Raw genomic sequence first — 21,773 nt, 5'->3', positions numbered from 1 at the left:
CGCGGTCCGAGCGGTGCCCGGGTCAGCCGGTGGGGCTGGCCGTGACGGTCGGTTCGGTGGTCGGCGTACCCGTCGTCGGCGACGGGCTCGGACTGGCCGCGGCGACCACGAGCGTGACCTCGTCGCCGACCTCCACCAGTTCGCCCGCCTCCGGATCGGTGGCGATGACCGTGCCCGCCGGCTGATCCGACGGGCGGTACGCCACCCGGTGGTCGAGACCGAGCCGATCCAGCACCGCCCGAGCCGCCGCCTCCGAACTGCCCACCAGCGGCGGCATCGGCAGCTCGACCGGAGTCGGGCTGGGCGTCGGCGAGGGCGACGGCGGGGTGGGTGAGGCCGACCGCGTCGTCGGCGGGGCCGCTGTCGTCGCTTGCGGTGGCTGCGGCGCCGGCCCGTCGTCCTCCACGGCCTGCCGCGCCAGCCACACCCCCACCCCGATCAGGGCGAGCAGGAGCAGCAGAAGGACCCCCCAGAGGATCGGCAGCCACCAGGGGCGGGCCGGCTCGTCGGCGTACCAGTCTCCGCCCGGCGGTTCCCGGTCCTCGCCCGGCCGGACCGACGGCACCTCCGCGCGCCCCGACCACGCCGCCGGCCCCGACCGCTGGGCCGGTGGCAACGGCGCGGTCTCCCCGGGCGTACGCCCGAACGGGGCCGTCTCCTCGGGATTCCCGGCGGCGGCCGGTGGCATCGGGCGGGTCTGGTCGTCGGGCGGCTCCTGGCGGTCGTCGCTCATCGCACGTCCCCTTCCGCCAGCCCGGGCGGGCATCGAGACCCTTGACAGCCAACCTACTGGCTACCCACCCCACCATCCGGCACCATCGCACCACCGTGCGTGTCACCTGAGCAGAGATGTCGGTACGAAAGTGCCCCCGGGAAGGGCACCTTCGCCTCAGGCTTCGGGGGTGCCGCAGGAGATGGCGACGATGTCGTCCCACCGCAGGACGGTGCCGCCGACCGGATCCTGGGCGGTCACCGTGCCGGACTTCCCGGTCGGGTAGCGGGGCGAGAAGCCCTCGTCGACGAGATCGTCCCCGGCGTCCCGGCACTCCTCCCCGATCAGGTCCGGCACCTCGTTCGGCGGGGCCTGCCCGGCCACGTTGATCACAACGGTGATGCCGCGCTTCACCGGCGTACCCGCCGCCGGGTTGGTGCTCTGAACGCTGGAACTGCTTCCGCTGCCGAAGACGAGGTGCCAGCCCAACCCTCGGTCGCGCAGTTCCTCCCGGGCCTCCTCGAAGTCCATCCCGACCAGGTCCGGCACGGTGAGCCCGGTCGGCCGGGGCGGCGCGGCACTGCTCGGCGTGGCAGCGGGTGTCGGCCGGGCACGCGGCGGCGAGGTGGTCGGCTCCGGGCTGGGGGTGCGGCCACCGGACGCATCGACCGGCGTGGTCGTGGTCGTCGGCTTCTGGTCGCCGGCCAACACCCAGCCACCGGCCGCCCCGATGACCGCGAGCAGCAGGGCCGCGAGGCCACCTCCGACGATCAGCGTGCGATCCGGGCCGCCGTCACCGCGTTCCGGCCGCCCGTCCATGTTCCCGTCCGTCATACCGCTCACCGCCCTGTCACCGGCGACCGTACCCGTCGACGCCAAGCACTTTCCGTCACCATCCATCGCCTGGTACGGCGCACGACTCGCCGCACCGACCACAGGACGTTACGCTGCCCGGCATGGCCAGAGTGGGCTGGGGAGGATCGATCGCCACCGCGGCCGGCGTGGCCGCCGGTGCCGGGGCCGCTCAGCTGGGCTTCGGGTACGGCCTGGGCATCCTGAACTGGGCGCCGGCCGAGGCGACGGCCAGCACGGCGGCCTGGGTGGCCAGCCTGATCTGGGCCACCTGGATCGCCGCAACCTCGACCATCTTCGGTGCGGTCTGCGCCCAGCGGCTGCACGATCGCCGCTTCACCGCGACCGAGGATCGCCGCTTCACCGCGACCGAGGATCGCCGCTTCACCGCGGCCGAGGATCTCCGTACCGCGACCGAGGATCGCCGCCACACCGCCACCGGGACGAGCACGCCGGCGCAGGATGCCGACGAGCCGCCGAGGCAGGCCGGCCGGCGGGGCGGGGACGGCCTGTGGTGGACCGCCCTTTCCGGCGCCGCCGCGCTGGGCGCCCTGATCACGGTGCTGCTGGTCGCCGTACCGGCACGGGTCGCGGTGGTGCCGGACACTCCCTCCCCCCGGGACATGGCCGCCGCATACGCGGCGCTCGGCGTACTGGTCGGTGCGCTGGTCGCACACTGGGCGTTGCGCTGCCGGGCAGCGGCCACCAACGTCATCGCCACCGCCGGTTGGTTGTGGCTGCTCGCGGTGATCGCGGTGGTCGACTCCGTACTCGCCGGTCGCGGCCTGACCACCGCCCAGCTCGGCATCTGGCAGCTCAGCTCCGGCAGCGACCAGTTCTGGGTCCGGGACTACTTCTACTGGCCCGGAGCGGTCCTCTCGCTCGGATCGGCGCTGCTGATCGGCACGCTGGCCGCCCGGCGGGGGGTCCGGGAGGCCGACCGTCGGGTCGGTGCCACCGCCTCGGGCGCGGCCGGCCCGCTGTTGGTCGCGATCGCGTACTTCCTGGCCGTGCCGAGGCTTACCGCGATCAGCCCGGAGCAGGTGTCCGCCCACCTCATCGCCCCGTACGCGGTGATAGTCGGGGTCGGCGGTTCCGTCCTGGTCGCGGCGCTCGCCCAGCGCGCGGCCCGGCGGAAGGCCAGCAGGCCGACAGGCGCCCAACCCACCGACGCGGCCGGTGCCCCACCCGGCGACACGGCCGGCACCCGATCCGGCGACACGGCCAGCGGGGTGTCCACCGCCACGGTGCCCCGGCAGCGTGCCGGCGCTGACGACGTGCCCGGCGCTGACGACGTGCCCGGCACTGATCCGGGCACCAGCGCGGGCAGTGACCCGGCTGCGACACCGGCGACCCCGGCGGTCAGCCGCCCCGAGGCGGCCGAATCACCCACTGCCACCGCCGCACCGCAGGAAAGCGCCACCGGCACCGCACCCACACGCACCGATGCCGACGTTCCAGCCGGAGGCACCAGCGCCGACACCGGGGCCGAGGGCGCGGGGACGGGCCGCCGGAGCCGGACGCCGCGTCGGCCGCGCTGACGCACCCCTCAAAAGAGACCGGCAACAGGCTCCTGGGGGTTGCGGAGGGCCGGCATGGTCAGCCATGTCCAGGCCCAACAGCCGAGCCGTGGCCGGTCAGTCGATCGGCCAGCTGTGCACCGGCTCGTTTGTGCGCTGCAACTCCGCGTAACGCTGCAACATGTGGCGCAGGGCCGCGTGGCGGTCCAGACCCCGGTGCCGCTCGGCGGCCCAGACCGTGAGGGTCTGCCAGGCTGCCCCGTTACGACCGGTACGGCAGCGTTGCTCGATGATGCCGAGCAGGCGATCGCGCTCGGCCGGGGCCACCCCGAAGCCGTCGAGCCCGGCGGCGGCGACCGGCAGCAGCACGTCGAGCACCAGCGTGGTCACCGGCACCTCGCCCAGCCGTGGCCAGTGCAGGATGGCATCCATTCCGCGTCGGGCGGCGGCGTGGAAGTTCTCCTCGGCTGAGCTGAAGGTGAGCTGGCTCCAGATGGGCCGATCGGCCTCGGCCAGACCCCGGACCAGCCCGAAGTAGAAGGCGGCGTTCGCCAACATGTCGACCACGGTCGGTCCGGCCGGCAGCACCCGGTTCTCCACCCGCAGGTGCGGGCGGCCGTCCATGATGTCGTAGACCGGCCGGTTCCACCGGTAGACCGTGCCGTTGTGCAGCCGCAGCTCGGCCAACTCGGGTACGCCACCGGCGTGCAGGACCTCCACCGGGTCCTCGGTCTCGCAGATCGGCAGCAGGGGCGGGAAGTACCTGACGTTCTCCTCGAATAGGTCGAAGATCGAGGTGATCCAGCGTTCACCGAACCACACCCGGGGGCGTACCCCCTGGGCCTTCAGCTCGTCCGGTCGGGTGTCGGTGGCCTGCTCGAACAGGGCGATCCGGGTTTCCGCCCAGAGTTGCCGCCCGTACAGGAAGGGCGAGTTGGCACCCACCGCCACCTGCGCCGCCGCGATCGCCTGTGAGGCGTTCCAGTAGTCCGCGAAGCTGTCCGGCGCCACCTGGAGATGGAACTGGAGGCTGGTGCACGCCGCCTCCGGCGCGATCGAGTCGGTGTGCGTACGCAGCCGCTCGACGCCACGGATGTCGAGTTCGATGTCCTCGCCCCGGGCACCGACGATCTGGTCGTTGAGCACCCGGTACCGCTCGTTGGTAGAGAGGTTCTCGGCCACCAGGTGCCGCTCGGTAAGCGTGGGCAGGATGCCGACCAGGACGATCCGGGTGTCCGATCGGGCCGCCCGGTCGTTCGCCCGGGTCAGACTGCCGCTCAGGTCGCGCTCGTAGTCGGCGAAGCCCTTGTCCTCGATCAGCCGCGGGTTCGCGTTCAGCTCCAGGTTGAAGCGCCCCAGCTCGGTCTGGAACAGCGGGTCGGCGATGGCGGCGAGGATCTCGTCGTTGCGCATTGCCGGTTCGGCGTGCGGGTCCACCAGGTTGAGCTCGATCTCCAACCCGGTCATCGGCCGGTCGGCGTCGAACCCGAAGTCGTCGAGCATCAGCGCGAAGACATCCAGACAGCGGCGGACCTTCTGCCGGTAGCGGACCCGGTCCTCCCGGGAGAAGGCGGCTCGATCGACGTCCCTGCCCATGTTTCCTCCCGGCGCGCGACGCGACGGAACGGTACCCGCTCCGCAGCGCTTCGTGAACCATACTCGGTGCAGGCGCCCGACCCGATCGGGCCGAAGATCGGTCCATCGCCGCAGTCCACCCGGTGCGGAGCCGACCACCGACGGGGCCAGGATCAGGGTGCCTCCGCCGGGATTCCTACCCAGCCGGAAGGGCAGGCCAGCGGGTCAACCGGCGAACAAGCTGTGACAATTCGCATCACCCGGCCGGCGCTACGGCCGCCGGGGCGAAACCACCGAGAGTCGGGACACGACCAACCGGCCCGCGCGGTGCGAGCGCGGGCCGGTTCGGGCGTACAGAGGTCAGGCCTGGCGGATGGCCTCACCCTCGATCTCGATCTTGACCTTCTTGCCCACCAGGACACCGCCCGACTCCAGGGCGACGTTCCAGGTCAGGCCGAAGTCCTCACGGTCGATCTCGGTGGAGGCGGAGAAGCCGAAGATGTCCTGGCCGAACGGGCTGCGGCCGACCCCCTCGAACTCGACCTTCAGGTCGACCGGACGGGTCACGTCCTTGATCGTCAGCTCACCGGCGAGGACGAACTCGTTGCCCTCCTGGGACTTCACACCGGTGCTGCGGTACTCCAGGGTGGCGAACTTCTCCGCGTCGAGGAACTCCGGGCTGCGCAGGTGCGCGTCCCGGTCGGCCTGCGCGGTGTTGATGCTGGCGGCCTGGATGGTGGCCGTGACCGAGGACTCGAGGGGCTCCTCGGCGATGGTGATGGTCGCGCTGGCGTCGGCGAACTCGCCACGCACCTTGCTGACCATCATGTGCCGGGCGACGAACCCGACCCGCTTGTGCGCCGCGTCCAGCAGATAGGTGCCGGCCGTCGGGATGGTGAGGCCGTTCCAGTCGCGGGTAACCGACTCGGTGCTGCTGGTCATGAGAGACTGCCCTCCGGGAGATTGTTTGTTAGCCCAACGGCTGCGTCAGCAACTATAGTCGCGGCAATATTCCCCGTGTCAAGTACTGGTAGGATGAACCGGTGAACCCGAATGTGTTCGACGACCCTCGGATCACCGCCGTCGGCCTGCTCTTCGAGGTGCACGCCGGGCTGTCCGCCAGGTTCGCCACCCAGCTTGACGAACACGGCCTGTCATCGGTCGAGTTCGAAGTGTTGACCCGACTCGCCAGGTCACCCGGCAACCAACTCCGGATGACCGACCTCGCCGCCCAGACCTCCCTCTCCACAAGTGGCGTCACCCGGGTGGTGGACCGGATGGAACGTGGTGGTCTGATCGCCCGGCGCGCCTGCCCCTCCGACCGGCGCAGTTCGTTCGCGGTCGTCACGCCGGCCGGCCTGAGCCGGCTGGACGAGTGCCTGCCTGGCCACCTCCGGCTCATCGAGGACTGGTTCACCGGTCAGCTCGACCCACCCGCGCTGGAGGCCATGCTCGACGGCCTACGCCAGGTACGCGACGCGGTAAATCCCTGCGCCACGGCGGGCAGCAACGGTGCCGAGGACGGAGCGGACACCTGCTGATGCCGCCCTGCGGCGGGAATCCGGCCGGGCTGCACCGGACGAATCATGGCCACTTCCGCCACAGGACTCTCGGTGTCCGAATACCCAGCCGAGCGTGACGACACCGGCAGAAAGACCGGCAGAACCAGCTGACCAAAGGCCGATACTTCATCAAACCCGACAGATGGCCTGGCGGCGCCTGGCTAGTCTCGCGTCAGCGGGGGCGCATCGGGGGGTGCCGGCGCGGGCGATGAGCGAGGGGTGACAACAGGGGGCTTCCTCGCCCGCGCCACCCCCGTTCGCATCACCGGACGACCGGGCCGCTGTTGGCCCGGTCGTCCGCGCTCGGCGGCAGCCTCCGCAGGCGCCTCGCTCCGGGCCACGGAGAGCGCGTACAGCAACTCCGTCTCCTGCCGCAACAGTCGGATGCCGGTCTCCCGGCAGACCAGATCCAGCCGGTCGAGCACGGCCGGATCCGAGGTGCTCGCGGCCAGGCCGACCAACGCCTCCACCACCGTCCGGCGGGTCCGGTCCGCCCCGACCGTCTCCGCTGCGGCGGCGAACCATTCCGCCGCCACCTCCCGATCGCCCCGGTGCAGGGCGAGGTGCCCCTCGACCAGGGCTCCGGTGGCACCCAGCGGGCGCAGTTCGACGAGCGCCCGGGCAGCCTCCGCGGCCCGGCCGTCCTGGGCGAGTGCCAGCCCCAGCGTGCCGAGCACCCGACGGCGTTGCCGCGGCGCGCCCAGGTCGGTGAGGGCCGTGAGGACCCGCCGTGCCTCCTCGGCCGCCTCGGCGTACCGGCCCTCCAACCGGAGCACCTCCGCGACCGCGCCCCGGGCCACCACCCGCAGCCGCCGTTCCCCGCACTGTCCGCCGAGCCGGTCCACGGTGGCGAGCCGGCGACGGGCGGCAGCCAGCTCGCCGGCCCGGATCTCGTGCCACGCGAGGTGATGTTGCGCGACCGCCATCTGCCGGACCAGTCCGCCGTTGGTGGCCGCCGCCAGCGCCGCCTCCGCCTGCATCCGCGCTGGCTCCGGCCGGCCAGTGGCGGCCAACAGGGCACCCAACACCATCCGCGCCTCCAGCTCACCGGGCAGGTCTCCGAGGCGGCGGAACGCCTCCAGCGCCAGGCGCGCGCTGCGTACCTCCTCACCGGCCGCGCCATGCTCACCGGCCAGCAACGCGACGCCGAGCGACGCCCAGGCCCGCAGCGCCGGATCGGCGTCGGCGGTACGCGGGTCGGCGAGCAACCGCAACAGCCACTGCCGACCCGGCACGTCCCGTCCGCGCAGTCGCCACCACCAGGGCAGGCTGGCCGCCAGGCGTAACGCGGTAAGCGGATCGTCCACCGCCGCGTACCCGAGCGCGGAGCTGATGTCGGCGGTGACCTCGTCGAGGCGGTGCGCGGCGGCGGTGGCATCGGCACCGGCCAGGCCGGGTGCGGTGCGCTGCACCAGTCGGGTGATCACTCGGGCGTGTCGGCGGCGGATCGTGGTCGACTCGCCGGCACCGGAGGCCTGTTCGACGGCGTAGTCCCGGACCGCGTCGACCAGCCGGAAGCGGAACGGCCCGGTGCCGCGTACGCTGAGCAGCCCCAGGTCGAGGAAGCGGTTCAGCAGCGAGACCGAGTCGGCGGTGCGGCCCGCGTCGGCGAGCATCTCCTCGGCCAACTCGACGGACCACCGGTTGCGGAACGCGGCGAGCCGGCGCAGCGCGCCCTGTTCCCCCTCGGCGAGCAGCCGGTAGCTGGTCGCCACCGCGTCGCGCAGCGTCTCCGCCACCGCCGCCCGGGCGTCGTCGCCCCGCGCCTGGCCCGTCTGCCAGCCGCTGCGGGGCGCGGCCGAGGTGTCCAGGTCCAGGACCCGGTCACCGTACCGGTCGAGCAGTTCGGTGAGGTCGAGCAGGCGGCCACGCGCCGCCATCAGCTCGATGGCCAGCGGCAGCCCGCCCAGCCGCCGGACCAGCGCGGCGAGCGCCGGCAGTTCGGCGTCCGCCGGCGGTTCCGGCCGGACCTGGGCCAGCCGCGCGCGGAACAGCGCCACCGCCGGATATGCGGCGAGCTTCGCGGGATCGGTGTCGCCGGGCGGCGGTACGTCCAGCGGGGACACCGGGCGGACCCGCTCGCCCGGCAGCCCCACCGGATGCCGGCCGGTGACCAGCACCCGCAGCGACGGCACCGTGTCGATGAGGCGCCGCAACGTCCCGGCCACCGGATCGGGTGCCCGTTCGGCCGCGTCCACAAGCAGCAACGCCCGCCGGTCACCGAGGCGGGCGGCCAACTCGGTCACCCGGGCCGCGCCGAACACCGTGAGCGCGGCGGCGAGCACGTCGGCGGCGTCCGAGCCGGCACCGACCAGCACTCCGGCGGTGCCGCCGGGGTGCGCGGCTGCGACCGCGTGGACCGCCGCCAGCGCGAGTGCCGTCTTGCCGACCCCGGCCAGCCCCACCAGGCTCACCAACCGGGGACCGTGTGGCTCGGTCAGGGTGGTGGCGAGTTCGGTCAGGTCCCGTTCCCGGCCGATCAGCTCGGGCGGCGGCGGTATGTGCAGCGGGGTACCCGGGTCAGCCGGCGCCGTGGTCGGGCCGGCTCCCCGGGCGGCGGCCAGGAACTCGCCATGCTCCGCACCGGCCAGCCCCAGCGCGCTGGCGAGCAACTCGACGGTGGTGCGCTGCGGCCGCGAGGAGCGTCCCCGTTCCAGGTCACGGACCGTCCGTACGCCGATGCCGGCACGCGCCGCCAGCTCGGCCTGGGTGAGGCCGGCGGCCAGGCGGTGCCCCCGCAACAGCCCCGCCAGGGTCGAGGACGGATCCAGATTGGACGGACGATCATGACCCGAAGTCATGGCCAGGGACACTACGGGCCGACCCCGACAGCCGACACGTCATCGTCGGCCACCCGACCGGATGATGCCGAAACCCGACAGCGGCCGGCTGCCTGGCCCGCTCGACGCGCTGGCTACAGCCCCAGGTCGCGAGCGATGATCATGCGCTGCACCTCGGAGGTGCCCTCGCCGATCTCCAGGATCTTGGAGTCCCGCCAGAACCGGGCCACCGGATACTCGTTCATGAACCCGTACCCGCCGTGGATCTGGGTCGCCTCCCGGGCGTTGTCCACCGCGATGGTGCTGGCGTGCAGCTTGGCGATGGCCGCCTGGCGCTTGAACGGCTCACCGGCCAACATCCGGGCCGCCGCGTCGTAGTACGCCAGCCGGGCGGTGTGCGCCTTCATCTCCATGTCCGCGACCTTGAACTGGATCGCCTGGTAGTTCCCGATCGGCTGGCCGAAGGCGTGCCGCTGGCCGGCGTACTTGACGGACTCGTCGACGCAGCCCTGCGCGAGGCCGACGGCCAGCGCGGCAATGGCGATCCGGCCCTCGTCGAGGATGCGCAGGAACTGGGCGAAGCCCCGGCCGCGCGCACCGAGCAGGTTCTCCGCCGGCACCCGGCAGTCGTCGAAGGTCAGTTCGTGGGTGTCCGAGGCCGTCCAGCCGACCTTGGAGTAGCCGGGCGCGACGGTGAAGCCGGGCGTACCGCTCGGCACGATGATGGTGGAGAGTTCCTTCGACCCGTCCGGCCGGGTGCCGGTGACTGCGGTGACGGTGACCAGGGCGGTGATGTCGGTGCCCGAGTTCGTGATGAACGCCTTCGAACCGTTGATCACCCACTCGTCGCCGTCCAGCACCGCCCTCGTCTCGGTGCCGCCGGCATCCGAGCCGAAGCCCGGCTCGGTGAGCCCGAACCCGGCCAGCGACTCGCCGCTGAGCAGCTTCGGCAGCCACCGCGCCTTCTGCTCGTCGGTGCCGAACCGGTAGATCGGCATCGCACCGAGCGAGACCGCCGCCTCCAGGGTGATCGCCACGCTGGAGTCGACCCGGGCCAACTCCTCCAGGGCCAGGCAGAGCGCGAAGTAGTCGCCACCCATGCCGCCGTACTCCTCGCCGAAGGGCAGGCCGAAGAGGCCCATCTTGCCCATCTGCCGGATGATCTCGTACGGGAAGGTGTGCCGCTCGTAGTGCTCGGCGATCACCGGCGCGACCACCTCGCGGGCAAAGTCCCGCACACTGTCGCGCAGCGCCTCGTGCTCCTCGCTGAGCCGGAAGTCCATCGGGTTCCTCCTTGGACGGATGACCGGGCGCTCGTGACGCCGGGACGGTGCCGGTGCTGATCGGGCGGCCTGACCGTCGGAACCGGCCGGCCTGCGGACGCCGGTTCAGACGGGGGTGACCCCGTGCCGGCGGCGGGAGAAGTGCCGTTCCTTGCCACCGGCCGCGGCGAACCGGCGGATCAGTTCGGCGCGCAGGTCATGCGGCTCCACGATCGCGTCGATCACCAGTTCGCTGGCCAGCCGGACGATGTCGATGTCCTGCTCGTACTCGGCGCGCTTCGCGGCGACGAAGGCGGCCCGCTCGTCCGCGTCCCCGATCGCGGCGATCTTGTTCGCGTACACCGCGTTCACCGCCGCCTCCGCACCCATCACCGCGATCTTCGCGGTGGGCAGGGCGATCGTGGCGTCCGGCTCGAAGCCCGGCCCGGCCATGGCGTAGAGGCCCGCGCCGTACGCCTTGCGGACCACCACACAGATCTTGGGTACGGTCGCCTCGGAGATAGCGGTGATCATCTTGGCGCCGTGCCGGATGATGCCCTGCTTCTCCACCGCGCTACCGACCATGAACCCGGGCACGTCGCTCAGGAACAGCAGCGGCACGTTGAACGCGTCGCAGAGCTGCACGAACCGGGTCGCCTTGTCGGCCGAGTCGACGAAGAGTACCCCGCCCTTGAACATCGAGTTGTTGCCGACCACGCCGACGACCTCGCCGCCCAGCCGGCCGAAGCCGACGGTCAACTCCTTGGCCCAGAGCGCCTGGATCTCGAAGAAGGAACCCTCGTCGAGCAGGCCCTTGACGTACCGCCGCATGTCGAACGCCTGCCGCTCGCTCGCCGGCACCAGCGCGGCCAGGTCCGCCTTGCCCGGCGCCTCGATCGCCTCGGCGGTCGGCGGGCGCTGGGTCCAGTTCGCCGGCAGGTACGACAGGTAGCGCTTGACCACGTCGAGCGCCTCGGCCTCGGACTTGCAGAGGAAGTGCCCGACGCCCGACTCGGCGCAGTGCACCTTCGCCCCGCCCATCGCTTCGAGGGTGGTCTTCTCGCCGGTGACCATCTCGACCATCCGGTCGGAGCCGAGGTACATGCTGGCGTTGCCGTCCACCATGGCCACCACGTCGCAGAACGCCGGAATGTACGCGCCACCTGCGGCGCTCGGCCCGAACAGCGCGCAGACCTGCGGGATCGAGCCGGAGGCGCGTACCTGGTTCCAGAAGATCTTCCCAGCGCCGCGCCGGCCGGGGAAGAGTTCGACCTGGTCGGTGATCCGGGCGCCGGCCGAGTCGACCAGGTAGACCATGGGTACGCCGGTGCCGTACGCCCGCTCGATGATCCGGATGATCTTCTCGACGGTACGCGCGCCCCAGCTGCCGGCCTTGACCGTGGAGTCGTTTGCCATCAGGCAGACCTGGCGACCGTCGATGGTGGCGGTGCCGGTCACCACGCCGTCGGCGGGCAGCCCGTCGGCCAGTGCGTTCGCGTAGAGCCCGTCCTCGACGAAGGAGCCCTCGTCGACCAGTAGCGCGACCCGCTCCCGCGCGAACAGCTTGCCCTTTGCCGCGTTCGCCGCGTGGTACTTCTCCGCGCCGCCGGCCTTGACCCGCTTGCGCAGCTGCTCCAGCCCCGCACCGTCGTCCGTCACGCCGACCCCCTCGCCACCCCTGCGCGCCGAGCACCTGAACGATCGTTAGGTTACCCCACCCCCACCCCACCCCACCACCCAGCGCCCCACCCCTCCCCACCCCGCCGATCTTGCACTTTCCGTCTCCGCATAACGGGACAAAAGCCGCTAAGAGGCGACGCAAACTGCAAGATCGCGGAAGTCAGGAGGTGGGGGCGGTGGGGGTTCGGCGGGTACGGGGGCCAGCGCGGAGGACTCCGGAGGGGAGGGAGCGGGCCGTCAACTCCTCGGCCATTTCGGCGACCTCGATCAGGGCGTCCAGGTCGATGCCGGTGTCGATGCCCATGTCGTGCAGCATGTGCACCGCCTCCTCGGTGGCCAGGTTGCCGCTGGCACCGGGCGCGTACGGGCAGCCACCGAGGCCGCCGACGCTGGCGTCGAACTCGGTGACCCCGAACTCCAGCGCGGTCAACAGGTTCGCCAGCGCGGTGCCCCGGGTGTTGTGGAAGTGCAGCAGCACCGGTACGTGCGCGTTGCGGTCGCGTACCGCCGTCAGCAGGTCACGGACGCGTCGGGGCGTACCCATGCCGGTGGTGTCGCCGAACGCGACGCGGTCGGCGCCGTCGCGAACCACCCGGTCCACGATGGCGGCCACCCGGGCCGGGTCGATGTCCCCCTCGTACGGGCAGCCGAAGCTGGTCGCGATGATCACCTCGGCCCGGGCACCCGCACCGTGCAGGAGGTCGATCAGCTCGGCGATGTCGTCAAGCGACTCCTCGGTGGAGCGGTTGACGTTGCGCCGGTTGTGCGTGTCGCTGGCGGAGACGACCACCTCGATCTCGGTGAAGCCGGCGGCCAGGGCGCGCTGCGCGCCCCGGGTGTTCGGCACCAGCGCCGAGTAACGGACCCCCGGCACCTTCGTCGCCCGCCGCCACACCTCGTCGGCGTCCGCCATCTGCGGGATCGCCCTGGGATGCACGAACGACACCGCCTCGATCCGCCGTACGCCGGTACGGGAGAGCGCGTCGAGCAGCCGCACCTTGGCGTCGGTCGGGATCGGCTCCTCGTTCTGCAGACCGTCGCGCGGCCCGACCTCCCGAATCGACACGAACTCCGGCAGTTCACTCATCCTGGCCACCCCACTGTGACACCCGATTCTCGCTGACCTTCCCAGCATCCCACCCCACCCACCAGCCCGGTTGATCATGAAGTTATGACCCCGCCACGCCGGGCAGCGCGGGCAATAACTTCATGATCAACCGGGCTAGGCGAGGGGGTCAGCGCATGCGGGTGATGAGGGTGGTGTCGTAGGTGCCGGAGCGGAACTCCTCGTTGTCCAGGAGTTCAGTGAAGAAGGGGAGGTTGTGCTTGGGGCCGGCGAGTTGGAAGGCCGCCACCGCCGCCCGGGCCCGGTCGAGCGCCTCGGCGCGGGTGGGGGCGGTGACGATGAGCTTGGCCATCAGGCTGTCGTAGAACGGGGTGACGGTGTTCCCCTCGACGTAGCCGGAGTCGACGCGTAGCCCCTCGCCGGTGGGTTCCACCCAGGTCTTGATCACTCCCGGGCCGGGCAGGAAACGCTTCGGGTCCTCCGCGTTGATCCGCAGCTCGATGGCGTGTCCGTGCGGGGTGAGCGCGTCCGGGTCGAAGTTCGGCGCCAGCCCGGCGGCCACCCGCAGTTGCTGCTCGACCAGGTCCACCCCGTAGACCAACTCGGTCACCGGGTGCTCCACCTGAAGCCGGGTGTTCATCTCCAGGAAGAAGAACTCCCCGGAGGCCGGGTCCAGCAGGCACTCCACCGTGCCCGCGTTGCGGTAGTTCACCGCCTCGCCCGCGCGTACCGCCGCGGCGAGCAGGCGCGCGCGCAACTCCGGCGAGACCGCCGGGGAGGGCGATTCCTCGACCAGCTTCTGGTTGCGGCGCTGCACCGAGCACTCCCGTTCGCCGAGCGCCACCACGCGGCCGTCGGCCAGACCGAGGATCTGCACCTCGACGTGGCGCACCCGGGGAAAGTACCGCTCGATCAGCACCGAGCCGTCCCCGAACATCCGCTCGGCGAACGAGCGCACCTTGTCGTGCTCGGCACGCAGCGCGTCCTCGTCGGCGGCCACGCCCATGCCCATGCCGCCACCGCCCGCGGCGGCCTTCACCATCACCGGGTAACCGATCTCGGCGGCTGCGGCGACCGCCGAGTCCAGTTCCGCCGCCGGTTCGGTGGTGCCCGGTGCCACCGGTACCCCGGCCGCCGCCATCAGGTTCCGGGCATTGATCTTGTCGCCCATCGCGCTTATCGCGTCAGCTGCCGGTCCGACCCAGATCAGGCCGCTGGCCTCGACGGTACGCGCGAAGTCGGCATTCTCCGACAGGAAGCCGTAGCCGGGGTGGATCGCCTGCGCACCGGTGGACCTGGCGGCGGCGAGGATCGCCTCGCTGTTGCGGTAACTCTGCACCGGGTTGGCCGGGCCGATGCAGACCGCCTCGTCGGCCTCGGTCACGAACGGCAGGTCAGCGTCGGCCTCCGAGTGCACCGCGATCGCGCGCACCCCGAGCCGCTTCGCGGTACGGATGATCCGGCGGGCGATCTCGCCCCGGTTCGCGACCAGCAGTGACTCGATCATGGTTCCTCCGAGCGTTCCATTTTGTGGGACGCCCGCTAGGGAACCACGCCAACCTCGGCGAAGGAAGGGCCCCTTCCTAACGCCTGCGGTATAGCAAGGGCCCCCTGTTAACGCACGCTGAGGCGAGACGGAGCGGGGAGGCGCGAGCGGGTCAGGCGGGCTCGGTGGGGGCGAGGAGCGCGGCGAGGGTGGCGCTGCGCAGCAACTCGGCGCGGCGTCGGCGATCCACCTCACCACCGAGGAATGGGGTGGAGTTCATCAGGCCGAACGCGGCGTGCGCAAGCACCCGCGCCTCCCCGTCCGGCAGGCCGGGGTGCAGCGCGGTCAGCACGGCGACCCATTCCTCGACGTAGAGCCGTTGCAGGCGGCGGATCCGGCGCCGGGGCTCCTCGGGCATCCGATCCAGCTCGTGCAGGTGCAGCGCGATGACGGCCGGATTGGCCAGTGCGAAGTCGACGTGGAAGTCGATGAGCGACTCAAGGACGGCACGGGGGTCGCCCGGGTGGGCGACGGAGCGCTGCCGCCCGCCTTCGAGCAGCCCCTCGCTGACCGGCGTCAGCGCGGCGACCAGCATCGCCTCCTTGCCGGCGAAGTGGTGGTAGAGCGCCGGACCGGTCACGCCGGCAGCCGCACCGATGTCGTCCATCGACACACCGTGGTAGCCACGGGAGGCGAAGAGGCCCACCGCGATCTCCAGGATCTCGTCCTTGCGGGACCGGCGCCGCCCCGCCCCCGTGGCCCCGCCGTTCGCTGCCCGGGCCTGCTGCTCCACCGTCACCGGACAAGCCTAGACCCAGGGTGCTGACCGGGGGCAGCCTCGGTTACCGGCCAGTCCGCCTACCGGGAACACCATCCCGCGCGGCAGCGCCGGGTACGTCGGCGGTCGGGGTGGCGGCGGGCCGTTGGTGCAGGCCGGAGAGGCGTAGGGCGACCCGGTGTCGGGCCGACGGCAGCACCGCGATCAGGCGCAGCAGCAGGTCGCGGGCCGGACGCAGGAGGGGCGGTGTGGTAGCCACCCGGGTGAGCCGGTCGGCGAAGTCCGACACCTCATGGGCGAGCGGACGGCGGCGGGCCGCGTACTCGTCGAGCAGCCCGTCGGGACTGCCGGCCAGCACGTCGGCGAGGGTTTCACCGAGGTCGACCGCGTCGCTGATGCCGAGGTTCATGCCCTGCCCGCCAGCCGGGCTGTGCGCGTGACCGGAGTCACCGGCCAGCAGCACCGGCCCGAGGCGGAAGGTTCCGGCGAGCTGCCGGTGCAGCCGGAAACGCGACGACCAGAGCACCTCGCGGATCCGATCGGGTCGACGTGCCGGACCGCGCTGGTCGAGCAGCCGTTGCAGGTATTCGGCGTCCGGTTCGGCCGGCGGCTCGGCGACGGTGGCAACCAGGCGGACCCGACCGTCGGGCAGCGGCGCCCAGACCAGCGGACCGCTGCGGGCGAGGAAGACCGACGCGCCGTCGCGGGGCAGGGTGCTGTCGACGCGTACGTCGGCCAGCACAAACGATTCGGCGGAGTCCGCCGGGCCGGTGAAGGGGATGCCGGCCAGCTCGCGCACCGTGCTGCGGATGCCGTCCGCGCCGATCACCCACCGGGCGCGCACGCTCGCGCCGCCGTCGAACCGGGCCACCACGCCGTCGCCGTCGTGGCGCAGGCCGGTGAGCCGGTACGGGCGCAGCACCGGTACACCGGCGTCCGCGAGCCGCTTGGTAAGCACCTCCTCGGTGACCGACTGGGACACCATCAGCGCGTACGGGTGGCGGCTGGGCAGCCCGTCGAAGGGCAGGGTGAACAGCACCCGGTCACGGTCGCGGATGCTGAACCGCGTCGACCGCAGGCCCCGGGCAACCAGGGGCGCGCCGGCGCCGAGCCGGTCCAGCAACTCCAGGGTGTACGCGTGCACGACCGCCGCCCGCGAGGTCACCGGCGGCGCTTCGCGCTGCTCGACCAGGGTGACCTCTACCCCTCGGCGGGCCAGGGTGAGTGCGGCGGTCAGCCCAGTCGGGCCGGCTCCGACGACCAGCACATCCGTTCGTTCGGGCAGCATGACGACCTCCTTCGGCCAATGCCAACAAGTGTTGGCCAACACCTGTTGACAACGCTAGGCACCCCCACGAGCGGAAGTCAACAAGCGTTGGCATATCGTCGGCCACATGACGGAAGGCGTACGCCCGGAAGATGGCGGATCGGACGCGGAGCCGGCGGCCGGCGGCCGGCGGCCGCGCCGCTCCGAGGCGACCCGGGCGGCCATCCTGCAAGCCGCCCGGGACCGGTTCGCGGCGGACGGCTACGACCGCGCCACGATCCGCGCCATCGCCGCCGACGCGCGGATCGACCCGTCCATGGTGATCCGCTACTACGGCAGCAAAGAGGAGTTGTTCGCCACGGCGGCAGAGTTCAACCTGCGGCTGCCGGACCTGAGCGACGTGCCGCCCGATCAGCTCGGCGCGACGCTTGTCGGCTACTTCTTCACGCGGTGGGAGGGGGACCACACGCTGCCGGCGCTGCTGCGTACGGCGAGCACCAACCCGCGCGGAGCCGAACGCGTACGCGAGATCTTCGCCAGCCAGCTCGGCGCGGCCGTGGCCCGCGTGGTCGCCGATCCGGCGGAGGCCCCCCGGCGGGCCAGCCTGGTCGCCAGCCAACTGCTCGGGGTGGCCCTCACCCGCTACGTGCTGCGCCTGCCCCCCATGGTCGACATCCCCCCGGCCGAGCTGGTCACCTGGCTGTCCCCCACCATCCAGCGCTACCTCCGCGCCACCCCCGGCGCGGAATGATCACCTGGGGTCGGGGCCCTTGACGACAGGAGCGCGGACCAGGTTGCCCCACTCGGTCCAGGAGCCGTCGTAGTTGCGCACCCGCGGGTAGCCGAGCAGGTGGCGGAGCACGAACCAGGTGTGGCTGGAGCGTTCGCCGATCCGGCAGTACGCGATCACGTCGTCGTCCGGGCTCAGCCCGAGCTGGTCGGCGTAGATGACGCGCAGTTCCTCGGCCGACTTGAACGTGCCGTCGTCGTTGGCGGCGGACTTCCACGGCTTGCTCACCGCGCCCGGGATGTGCCCGCCACGCAGCGCGCCCTCCTGCGGATAGTCCGGCATGTGCAGCATCTCGCCGGTGTACTCACCCGGCGAGCGCACGTCCACCAGCGGCCGGTCGGCGGCGACGTGTGCCGCCACCTCCTCGCGGAACGCCCGCACCGGCGCGTCGTCGCGCTGCGGCACCGGGTAGTCCGCCCGGGACCGGGTCGGCTTGTCCCGGGTCAGCTCCCGCCCCTCGGCGATCCACTTCTGCCGGCCGCCGTCGAGCAGCCGTACGTCCGGGTGGCCGAAGAGGGTGAAGACCCAGAGGGCGTACGCGGCCCACCAGTTGAAGTTGTCGCCGTAGAAGACGACGGTGTCGTCCCGGCCGATGCCCTTGGCGGCGCACAGCTCGGCGAACCGCTCGGCGTCCAGGTAGTCCCGGCTCACCTGGTCGTTCAGCTCAAGATGCCAGTCGACCTTGACGGCACCGGGGATGTGACCGGTGTCGTAGAGCAGCACGTCCTCATCGGACTCGACGACGACCAGACCCTCGTCGTCCAGGTGCTCGGCCAGCCACTCGGTGGTGACGAGCCGCTGGGGGTCGGCGTACGACTGGAGTCGGGGATTGGGATCACTCGGCACAGCCATGACCCCCAAGGTACGCCGTCTCCGGGCGGGCCATTGATATTCGGGTGCAGCAAATGCCCGGCACCCGGCGTGACAGTGGTGACTGCCGCCGAACACCGAGGACCGCCATGACCGCAGGGCACCGTGTCGAGCCCCCCGGGGCCAGCCCGCCATCCCTCGACTTCGCCGACTTCTACCAGAGCCACTTCCACCGCCTGGCGGTGCAGCTCTACGCGTACCTCGGCGACCACGCGGAGGCGCAGGACCTCACCCAGGAGGCCTTCTGCCGGCTGCTGGAGCGGTGGGACCGGGTCAGCGGGTACGACGACCCGTACGCCTGGGTACGCCGGGTCGGCTGGAACCTCGCCACCAGTCGACTCCGGCGGGTCCGCACCGCCGTACGCCATCTCGCCCGGCAGCGTCCGGAGCACGTGCCCGGCCCGGAACCGGACCGGGTGGCGCTGCTGCGGGCGCTGGCCACCCTGCCCGCCGCCCAGCGACAGGCCATCGTCCTGCACCACCTGGCCCACCTACGGGTCGCGGAGATCGCCGAGCAGTTGGGCGTACCGGAGGGGACGGTCCGGTCCTGGCTGTCCCGTGGGCGGGCGGCGTTGGCCACGTACTTCACCGAGCGGCAGGAGGCCGGCCGTGCGTGAGACCGACCTGGAGCAGATGTTCGCCGAGTTCGAGGCGAGCGCCGCACCGACGTTCCGGCCACCCGGGATGGCCGCCGTCCGACGTGGGACGCGAAACCGGCGTCGCCGTCGCCGTGGCCTGCTGACCGGCATCGTCGCGCTGCTGCTGACCGGCCCCGTCGGGGCGTACGCCGTGGCCGGGCGGGGCGGGGAGCGCAATCCGCCCACCCCGAACCCGTCGCCCTCGGCCGACGAGCGACGGATCGAGCGGAGGGTGCACCCGGCGGGCGTCGCCGGGAGGCTGGCCGGGCTGCGGTTCGTCGACGCGCGACACGGCTGGGCGCTCTTCGACACCTGCGAACCGGTCGACGAGCCGAGTCGGACGGACTGCCGCCGCGACCTGGCGCGGACCGTCGACGGGGGCGAGACCTGGCAGCGCATCCCACTGCCGGACGCGGTGAACCGTCCCCGGCAGGAAGGGCCGGTCTACCTGCTGGCCGTGGACGAGCGGACCCTGACCGTGGGAATCGGCGGCGGGTACCTGGTCTCCACCGACGGCGGGGCTTCCTTCACCGAGCACCCTCGGGAAGCTCCGCCCGAGGCGACCCGGCTCGGCGTGGCCACCCGCAGCGGGTACCTGCTCCAGTGCCCGGGGAGCGGCCTCCTGATCAAGTTGGACTGCGCCGAGTTCGAACTCGCCCGGATCGGTGCGGCGGGGCCACCGACCCAACCTCCGGTGGTGCTGCACGGCGATGCCGATCGGGGGTTGATCGAGGGCGGCGACGGTCGGCTCTGGGTGACCGGCCTGGAGGACGGCCGGCTGCGTACCGTGGTCAGCGCCGACGGGGCAGCCAGTTGGCGGCGGCTACCCGCCGTGTCGGGTGCCCTCCGGCTGCTGGTCTCCCCGGACGGCCGCGACGCCTGGCTGGTCGGCATGAGCGAGAGCGCCTACGACGGATCCACGCCGAAGCGGGTCTGGCGGCTGGTCGACGACAGGTGGCGAGCGCAGACCGAGTTGCCGCCCGACACCAACTCGGTGGCCGCCGTCAACGGCGGCCTGCTCGTGGTGACCAACCCCTGGGGCAACGTGGGCTACTGGACCGGCGAACGTTACATCGACGTGCCGGAGGCCGGCGGACCGCGCCTCGGCAACGGCGAGGACGACCCGACCGTCGAGGTGCTCCCCGACGACACCATCGTCATCACCACCAGGACCGCCACCACCCTGGGCAGCCCCGCCCAACCCCGCACCTGGACCCACCTCACCCACTGAAACCCGACCCACCGCACCCACTGAAACAGTCGGTTGACCAAGAGGTTCTGGTCTCCTACCAACCAGAACCTCTTGGTCAACGCGGTGGGGCGGGTGGGAAGGGGGTGAGGGTGGGGCGCTTGGGGGTGATCGTGTCGCCGGAGGAGCGGCCGGTCAGGCGGCGCTTGAGCCAGGGGGCCAGATGTTGGCCGGCCCAGCGCAGGTCGGCGGTGCGGGCGGCCAGCCAGGGCGTCGGTTCCGGATTCGGCGGGACCAGCAGCCACTCCTCGTCACAGCCGACGCCGAGGGCGGTGAGTACCTGGGCGGCGACCCGGCGGTGCCCGGCCGGCGAGAGGTGCAGCCGGTCGGTGCTCCACAGCATCGGATTGAGGTACGTGTCGTCGGCGTACAGGTCGACCAGGATGGCGCCGTGGCGTTCAGCGGTCTCGCCCACCGCCCGGTTGAGCAGGGCGACCCGGGGTGCGATCAGCCGCTGCCCGGGCAGCCGCGCCATCACGTCGGCGAACCGGAACAGCACCACGTCGGCACCGTCGCCACGCAACTCGGCGACCACCTCGTCAAAGCGCCCGACCAGCGAGTCCGGGTCGAAGCTGCGGCGCAGCACGTCGTTGCCGCCCGCCGCGAAGCTGATCAGGTCGGGCTGCATCGCCAGCGCGGCCGGTACCTGCTCGGCCACCACGTTCGGGAAGGTACGCCCCCGGATGGCCAGGTTCGCGTACTCGAATTCCGGGCCCGCCTCGACGGCCAGCCGGGCGGCGACCAGATCCGCCCAGCCCCGGAAGCTACCGTCCGGGTACGGGTCGTCCAGCCCTTCGGTGAAGCTGTCACCGATCGCGACGTAACTGCCCCAGCCCACCCGCTGCTCCTTCGGAGTAAGGAAGGGCACCTTATTAACGCCTGCGGTAGAGGAAGGGCCCCTTCTTAACACCGGGAAGTCTGGCACCGGGCCCGCGCACCCGGCTGCCCCGTCGAGGCCAACGTGGCAGAGGTCATCCGCTGGGTAGGATCCCCTGCTGATGGAGAACCGCAGGATGGTCCCGGTGGCCGCCGGCCAGGTCGCCCTCACCGACCGGCGTACGCAGCGCCGCTGGTCGGTCGAGCTGGCGCCGTACGAGATCGCCGCACTTCCCGTCACCCAGGCCGAGTACGCGCAGGTCACCGGCGAACGACCGAGCGCGTTCAGCGGCGACGACCTGCCGGTCGAAAGCGTCTCCTGGTGGGACGCGGTCCGCTTCTGCAACGCCCGGTCCGAGCGGGACGGACGCCGGCCCGCGTACCGGCTCGACGGCGAGGATGTCGAGTGGGACCGCGCGGCCGACGGGTACCGGCTGCCGACCGAGGCCGAGTGGGAGTACGCCTGCCGCGCCGGCACCACCGGACCCCGGTACGGATCGCTGGACGAGATCGCCTGGTACCGCGACAACTCCGGTGAGCGCCCACACGACGTCGGCGGCCGGCAACCAAACGCCTGGGGCCTGCACGACATGCTGGGCAACGTGTGGAACTGGTGCTGGGACATCTACGACGCGGAGGTCTACGGCAGCTACCGGGTACTGCGCGGCGGCGGTTGGTTCGACGAGCACTGGAGCTGCCGCGCCTCGGTGCGCCGCCGCAGCCACCCCACCTTCACTGTCGACGACGTGGGCTTCCGGGTGGCGCGCTCCGCCCCACGCTGACCCGGAAACTTCGTCGCGTACGCCAGAG

General features: G+C 72.0%; 18 protein-coding genes and 1 pseudogene. 6 read left to right on the top strand and 13 right to left on the bottom strand.

Annotated elements, in window-relative coordinates; all coding sequences use genetic code 11:
- Positions 1-22: 22 nt before the first annotated feature.
- Positions 23-733, bottom strand: a complete 711-nt coding sequence (locus AC507J_RS04785) for a PASTA domain-containing protein (protein WP_496287816.1) — start codon at positions 731-733, stop codon at positions 23-25.
- Between the two features lie 156 nt (positions 734-889).
- On the bottom strand, positions 890-1,546 hold the full coding sequence (locus tag AC507J_RS04780; RefSeq protein ID WP_496287815.1) for a PASTA domain-containing protein: 657 nt from the start codon (positions 1,544-1,546) through the stop codon (positions 890-892).
- A gap of 122 nt (positions 1,547-1,668) precedes the next feature.
- Between AC507J_RS04780 and AC507J_RS04775 the strand changes: the two genes are divergently transcribed.
- Positions 1,669-3,105, top strand: a complete 1,437-nt coding sequence (locus AC507J_RS04775; RefSeq protein WP_496287814.1) for a hypothetical protein — start codon at positions 1,669-1,671, stop codon at positions 3,103-3,105.
- A gap of 96 nt (positions 3,106-3,201) precedes the next feature.
- Here the strand turns inward: AC507J_RS04775 and AC507J_RS04770 are convergent, their stop codons facing one another.
- Both AC507J_RS04770 and AC507J_RS04765 read right to left on the bottom strand, forming a co-directional pair.
- Complete coding sequence (locus AC507J_RS04770; protein WP_496287813.1) at positions 3,202-4,680, bottom strand: glutamate-cysteine ligase family protein; 1,479 nt, start codon at positions 4,678-4,680, stop codon at positions 3,202-3,204.
- Between the two features lie 339 nt (positions 4,681-5,019).
- Positions 5,020-5,601, bottom strand: a complete 582-nt coding sequence (locus AC507J_RS04765; protein ID WP_496287812.1) for a YceI family protein — start codon at positions 5,599-5,601, stop codon at positions 5,020-5,022.
- Between the two features lie 101 nt (positions 5,602-5,702).
- Here AC507J_RS04765 and AC507J_RS04760 point away from each other — a divergent pair, with 101 nt between their 5' ends.
- Positions 5,703-6,200 carry a MarR family winged helix-turn-helix transcriptional regulator gene (locus tag AC507J_RS04760; RefSeq protein ID WP_496287811.1) on the top strand — a complete coding sequence of 166 codons (498 nt, stop codon included), beginning with the start codon at positions 5,703-5,705 and terminating at the stop codon, positions 6,198-6,200.
- A 362-nt stretch (positions 6,201-6,562) separates the two neighbouring features.
- Here the strand turns inward: AC507J_RS04760 and AC507J_RS04755 are convergent.
- From AC507J_RS04755 to AC507J_RS04725, 7 genes and pseudogenes are all read right to left on the bottom strand, one after another.
- Positions 6,563-9,022 (bottom strand): annotated as a pseudogene (locus AC507J_RS04755) (ATP-binding protein); the annotation flags it as partial.
- Between the two features lie 113 nt (positions 9,023-9,135).
- On the bottom strand, positions 9,136-10,284 hold the full coding sequence (locus AC507J_RS04750; RefSeq protein ID WP_496287810.1) for an acyl-CoA dehydrogenase family protein: 1,149 nt from the start codon (positions 10,282-10,284) through the stop codon (positions 9,136-9,138).
- Between the two features lie 105 nt (positions 10,285-10,389).
- Entirely contained in the window at positions 10,390-11,922 is a 1,533-nt protein-coding gene (locus AC507J_RS04745; protein WP_496287809.1) for an acyl-CoA carboxylase subunit beta, read from the bottom strand.
- Positions 11,923-12,103: 181 nt separating this feature from the next.
- Positions 12,104-13,030 carry a hydroxymethylglutaryl-CoA lyase gene (locus AC507J_RS04740; protein ID WP_496287808.1) on the bottom strand — a complete coding sequence of 309 codons (927 nt, stop codon included), beginning with the start codon at positions 13,028-13,030 and terminating at the stop codon, positions 12,104-12,106.
- Between the two features lie 148 nt (positions 13,031-13,178).
- A complete protein-coding gene (locus AC507J_RS04735; protein ID WP_496287807.1) occupies positions 13,179-14,516 on the bottom strand; it encodes an acetyl-CoA carboxylase biotin carboxylase subunit in 1,338 nt (445 codons plus the stop codon).
- 151 nt (positions 14,517-14,667) lie between these two features.
- Positions 14,668-15,294, bottom strand: a complete 627-nt coding sequence (locus AC507J_RS04730; protein WP_496287806.1) for a TetR/AcrR family transcriptional regulator — start codon at positions 15,292-15,294, stop codon at positions 14,668-14,670.
- A 43-nt stretch (positions 15,295-15,337) separates the two neighbouring features.
- Entirely contained in the window at positions 15,338-16,561 is a 1,224-nt protein-coding gene (locus AC507J_RS04725) for an FAD-dependent oxidoreductase (protein WP_496287805.1), read from the bottom strand.
- Between the two features lie 106 nt (positions 16,562-16,667).
- On the opposite strand from AC507J_RS04725, the gene AC507J_RS04720 reads away from it, so the two are divergent.
- Positions 16,668-17,291 (top strand): TetR/AcrR family transcriptional regulator, encoded by a 624-nt coding sequence (locus tag AC507J_RS04720; protein WP_496287804.1) that lies wholly within the window; start codon positions 16,668-16,670, stop codon positions 17,289-17,291.
- Here AC507J_RS04720 and AC507J_RS04715 read toward each other — a convergent pair whose 3' ends face one another.
- Positions 17,292-18,182 carry a sulfurtransferase gene (locus tag AC507J_RS04715; protein ID WP_496287803.1) on the bottom strand — a complete coding sequence of 297 codons (891 nt, stop codon included), beginning with the start codon at positions 18,180-18,182 and terminating at the stop codon, positions 17,292-17,294.
- A gap of 107 nt (positions 18,183-18,289) precedes the next feature.
- Between AC507J_RS04715 and AC507J_RS04710 the strand changes: the two genes are divergently transcribed.
- Complete coding sequence (locus AC507J_RS04710; RefSeq protein WP_496287802.1) at positions 18,290-18,817, top strand: RNA polymerase sigma factor; 528 nt, start codon at positions 18,290-18,292, stop codon at positions 18,815-18,817.
- Positions 18,810-20,069: a beta propeller repeat protein gene (locus tag AC507J_RS04705; RefSeq protein WP_496287801.1), complete on the top strand. Its 1,260-nt coding sequence runs from the start codon at positions 18,810-18,812 to the stop codon at positions 20,067-20,069. Before AC507J_RS04710 ends, AC507J_RS04705 begins: the two co-directional genes overlap by 8 nt.
- A gap of 76 nt (positions 20,070-20,145) precedes the next feature.
- On the opposite strand, the gene AC507J_RS04700 is transcribed toward AC507J_RS04705, so the two are convergent.
- The gene (locus AC507J_RS04700) at positions 20,146-20,925 is read right to left on the bottom strand and encodes an SGNH/GDSL hydrolase family protein (RefSeq protein WP_496287800.1); all 780 of its coding nucleotides are present in this window, start codon (positions 20,923-20,925) and stop codon (positions 20,146-20,148) included.
- Between the two features lie 160 nt (positions 20,926-21,085).
- On the opposite strand from AC507J_RS04700, the gene AC507J_RS04695 reads away from it, so the two are divergent.
- Positions 21,086-21,745, top strand: a complete 660-nt coding sequence (locus tag AC507J_RS04695) for a formylglycine-generating enzyme family protein (RefSeq protein WP_496287799.1) — start codon at positions 21,086-21,088, stop codon at positions 21,743-21,745.
- Positions 21,746-21,773: the final 28 nt, after the last annotated feature.

The organism is Micromonospora sp. PRAS1 (assembly GCF_059553435.1).
Note: the sequence above shows the minus strand (reverse complement) of the source record. Positions and strands in the feature narration are given on the sequence as shown.

Bases quoted from the DNA above. Each gene is read 5' to 3' on its own strand.
- AC507J_RS04785 (WP_496287816.1), bottom strand. From the start codon at position 733: ATGAGCGACGACCGCCAGGAGCCGCCCGACGACCAGACCCGCCCGATG.
- AC507J_RS04780 (WP_496287815.1), bottom strand. From the start codon at position 1,546: ATGACGGACGGGAACATGGACGGGCGGCCGGAACGCGGTGACGGCGGC.
- AC507J_RS04775 (WP_496287814.1), top strand. From the start codon at position 1,669: ATGGCCAGAGTGGGCTGGGGAGGATCGATCGCCACCGCGGCCGGCGTG.
- AC507J_RS04770 (WP_496287813.1), bottom strand. From the start codon at position 4,680: ATGGGCAGGGACGTCGATCGAGCCGCCTTCTCCCGGGAGGACCGGGTC.
- AC507J_RS04765 (WP_496287812.1), bottom strand. From the start codon at position 5,601: ATGACCAGCAGCACCGAGTCGGTTACCCGCGACTGGAACGGCCTCACC.
- AC507J_RS04750 (WP_496287810.1), bottom strand. From the start codon at position 10,284: ATGGACTTCCGGCTCAGCGAGGAGCACGAGGCGCTGCGCGACAGTGTG.
- AC507J_RS04740 (WP_496287808.1), bottom strand. From the start codon at position 13,030: ATGAGTGAACTGCCGGAGTTCGTGTCGATTCGGGAGGTCGGGCCGCGC.
- AC507J_RS04735 (WP_496287807.1), bottom strand. From the start codon at position 14,516: ATGATCGAGTCACTGCTGGTCGCGAACCGGGGCGAGATCGCCCGCCGG.
- AC507J_RS04725 (WP_496287805.1), bottom strand. From the start codon at position 16,561: ATGCTGCCCGAACGAACGGATGTGCTGGTCGTCGGAGCCGGCCCGACT.
- AC507J_RS04720 (WP_496287804.1), top strand. From the start codon at position 16,668: ATGACGGAAGGCGTACGCCCGGAAGATGGCGGATCGGACGCGGAGCCG.
- AC507J_RS04715 (WP_496287803.1), bottom strand. From the start codon at position 18,182: ATGGCTGTGCCGAGTGATCCCAATCCCCGACTCCAGTCGTACGCCGAC.
- AC507J_RS04710 (WP_496287802.1), top strand. From the start codon at position 18,290: ATGACCGCAGGGCACCGTGTCGAGCCCCCCGGGGCCAGCCCGCCATCC.
- AC507J_RS04695 (WP_496287799.1), top strand. From the start codon at position 21,086: ATGGAGAACCGCAGGATGGTCCCGGTGGCCGCCGGCCAGGTCGCCCTC.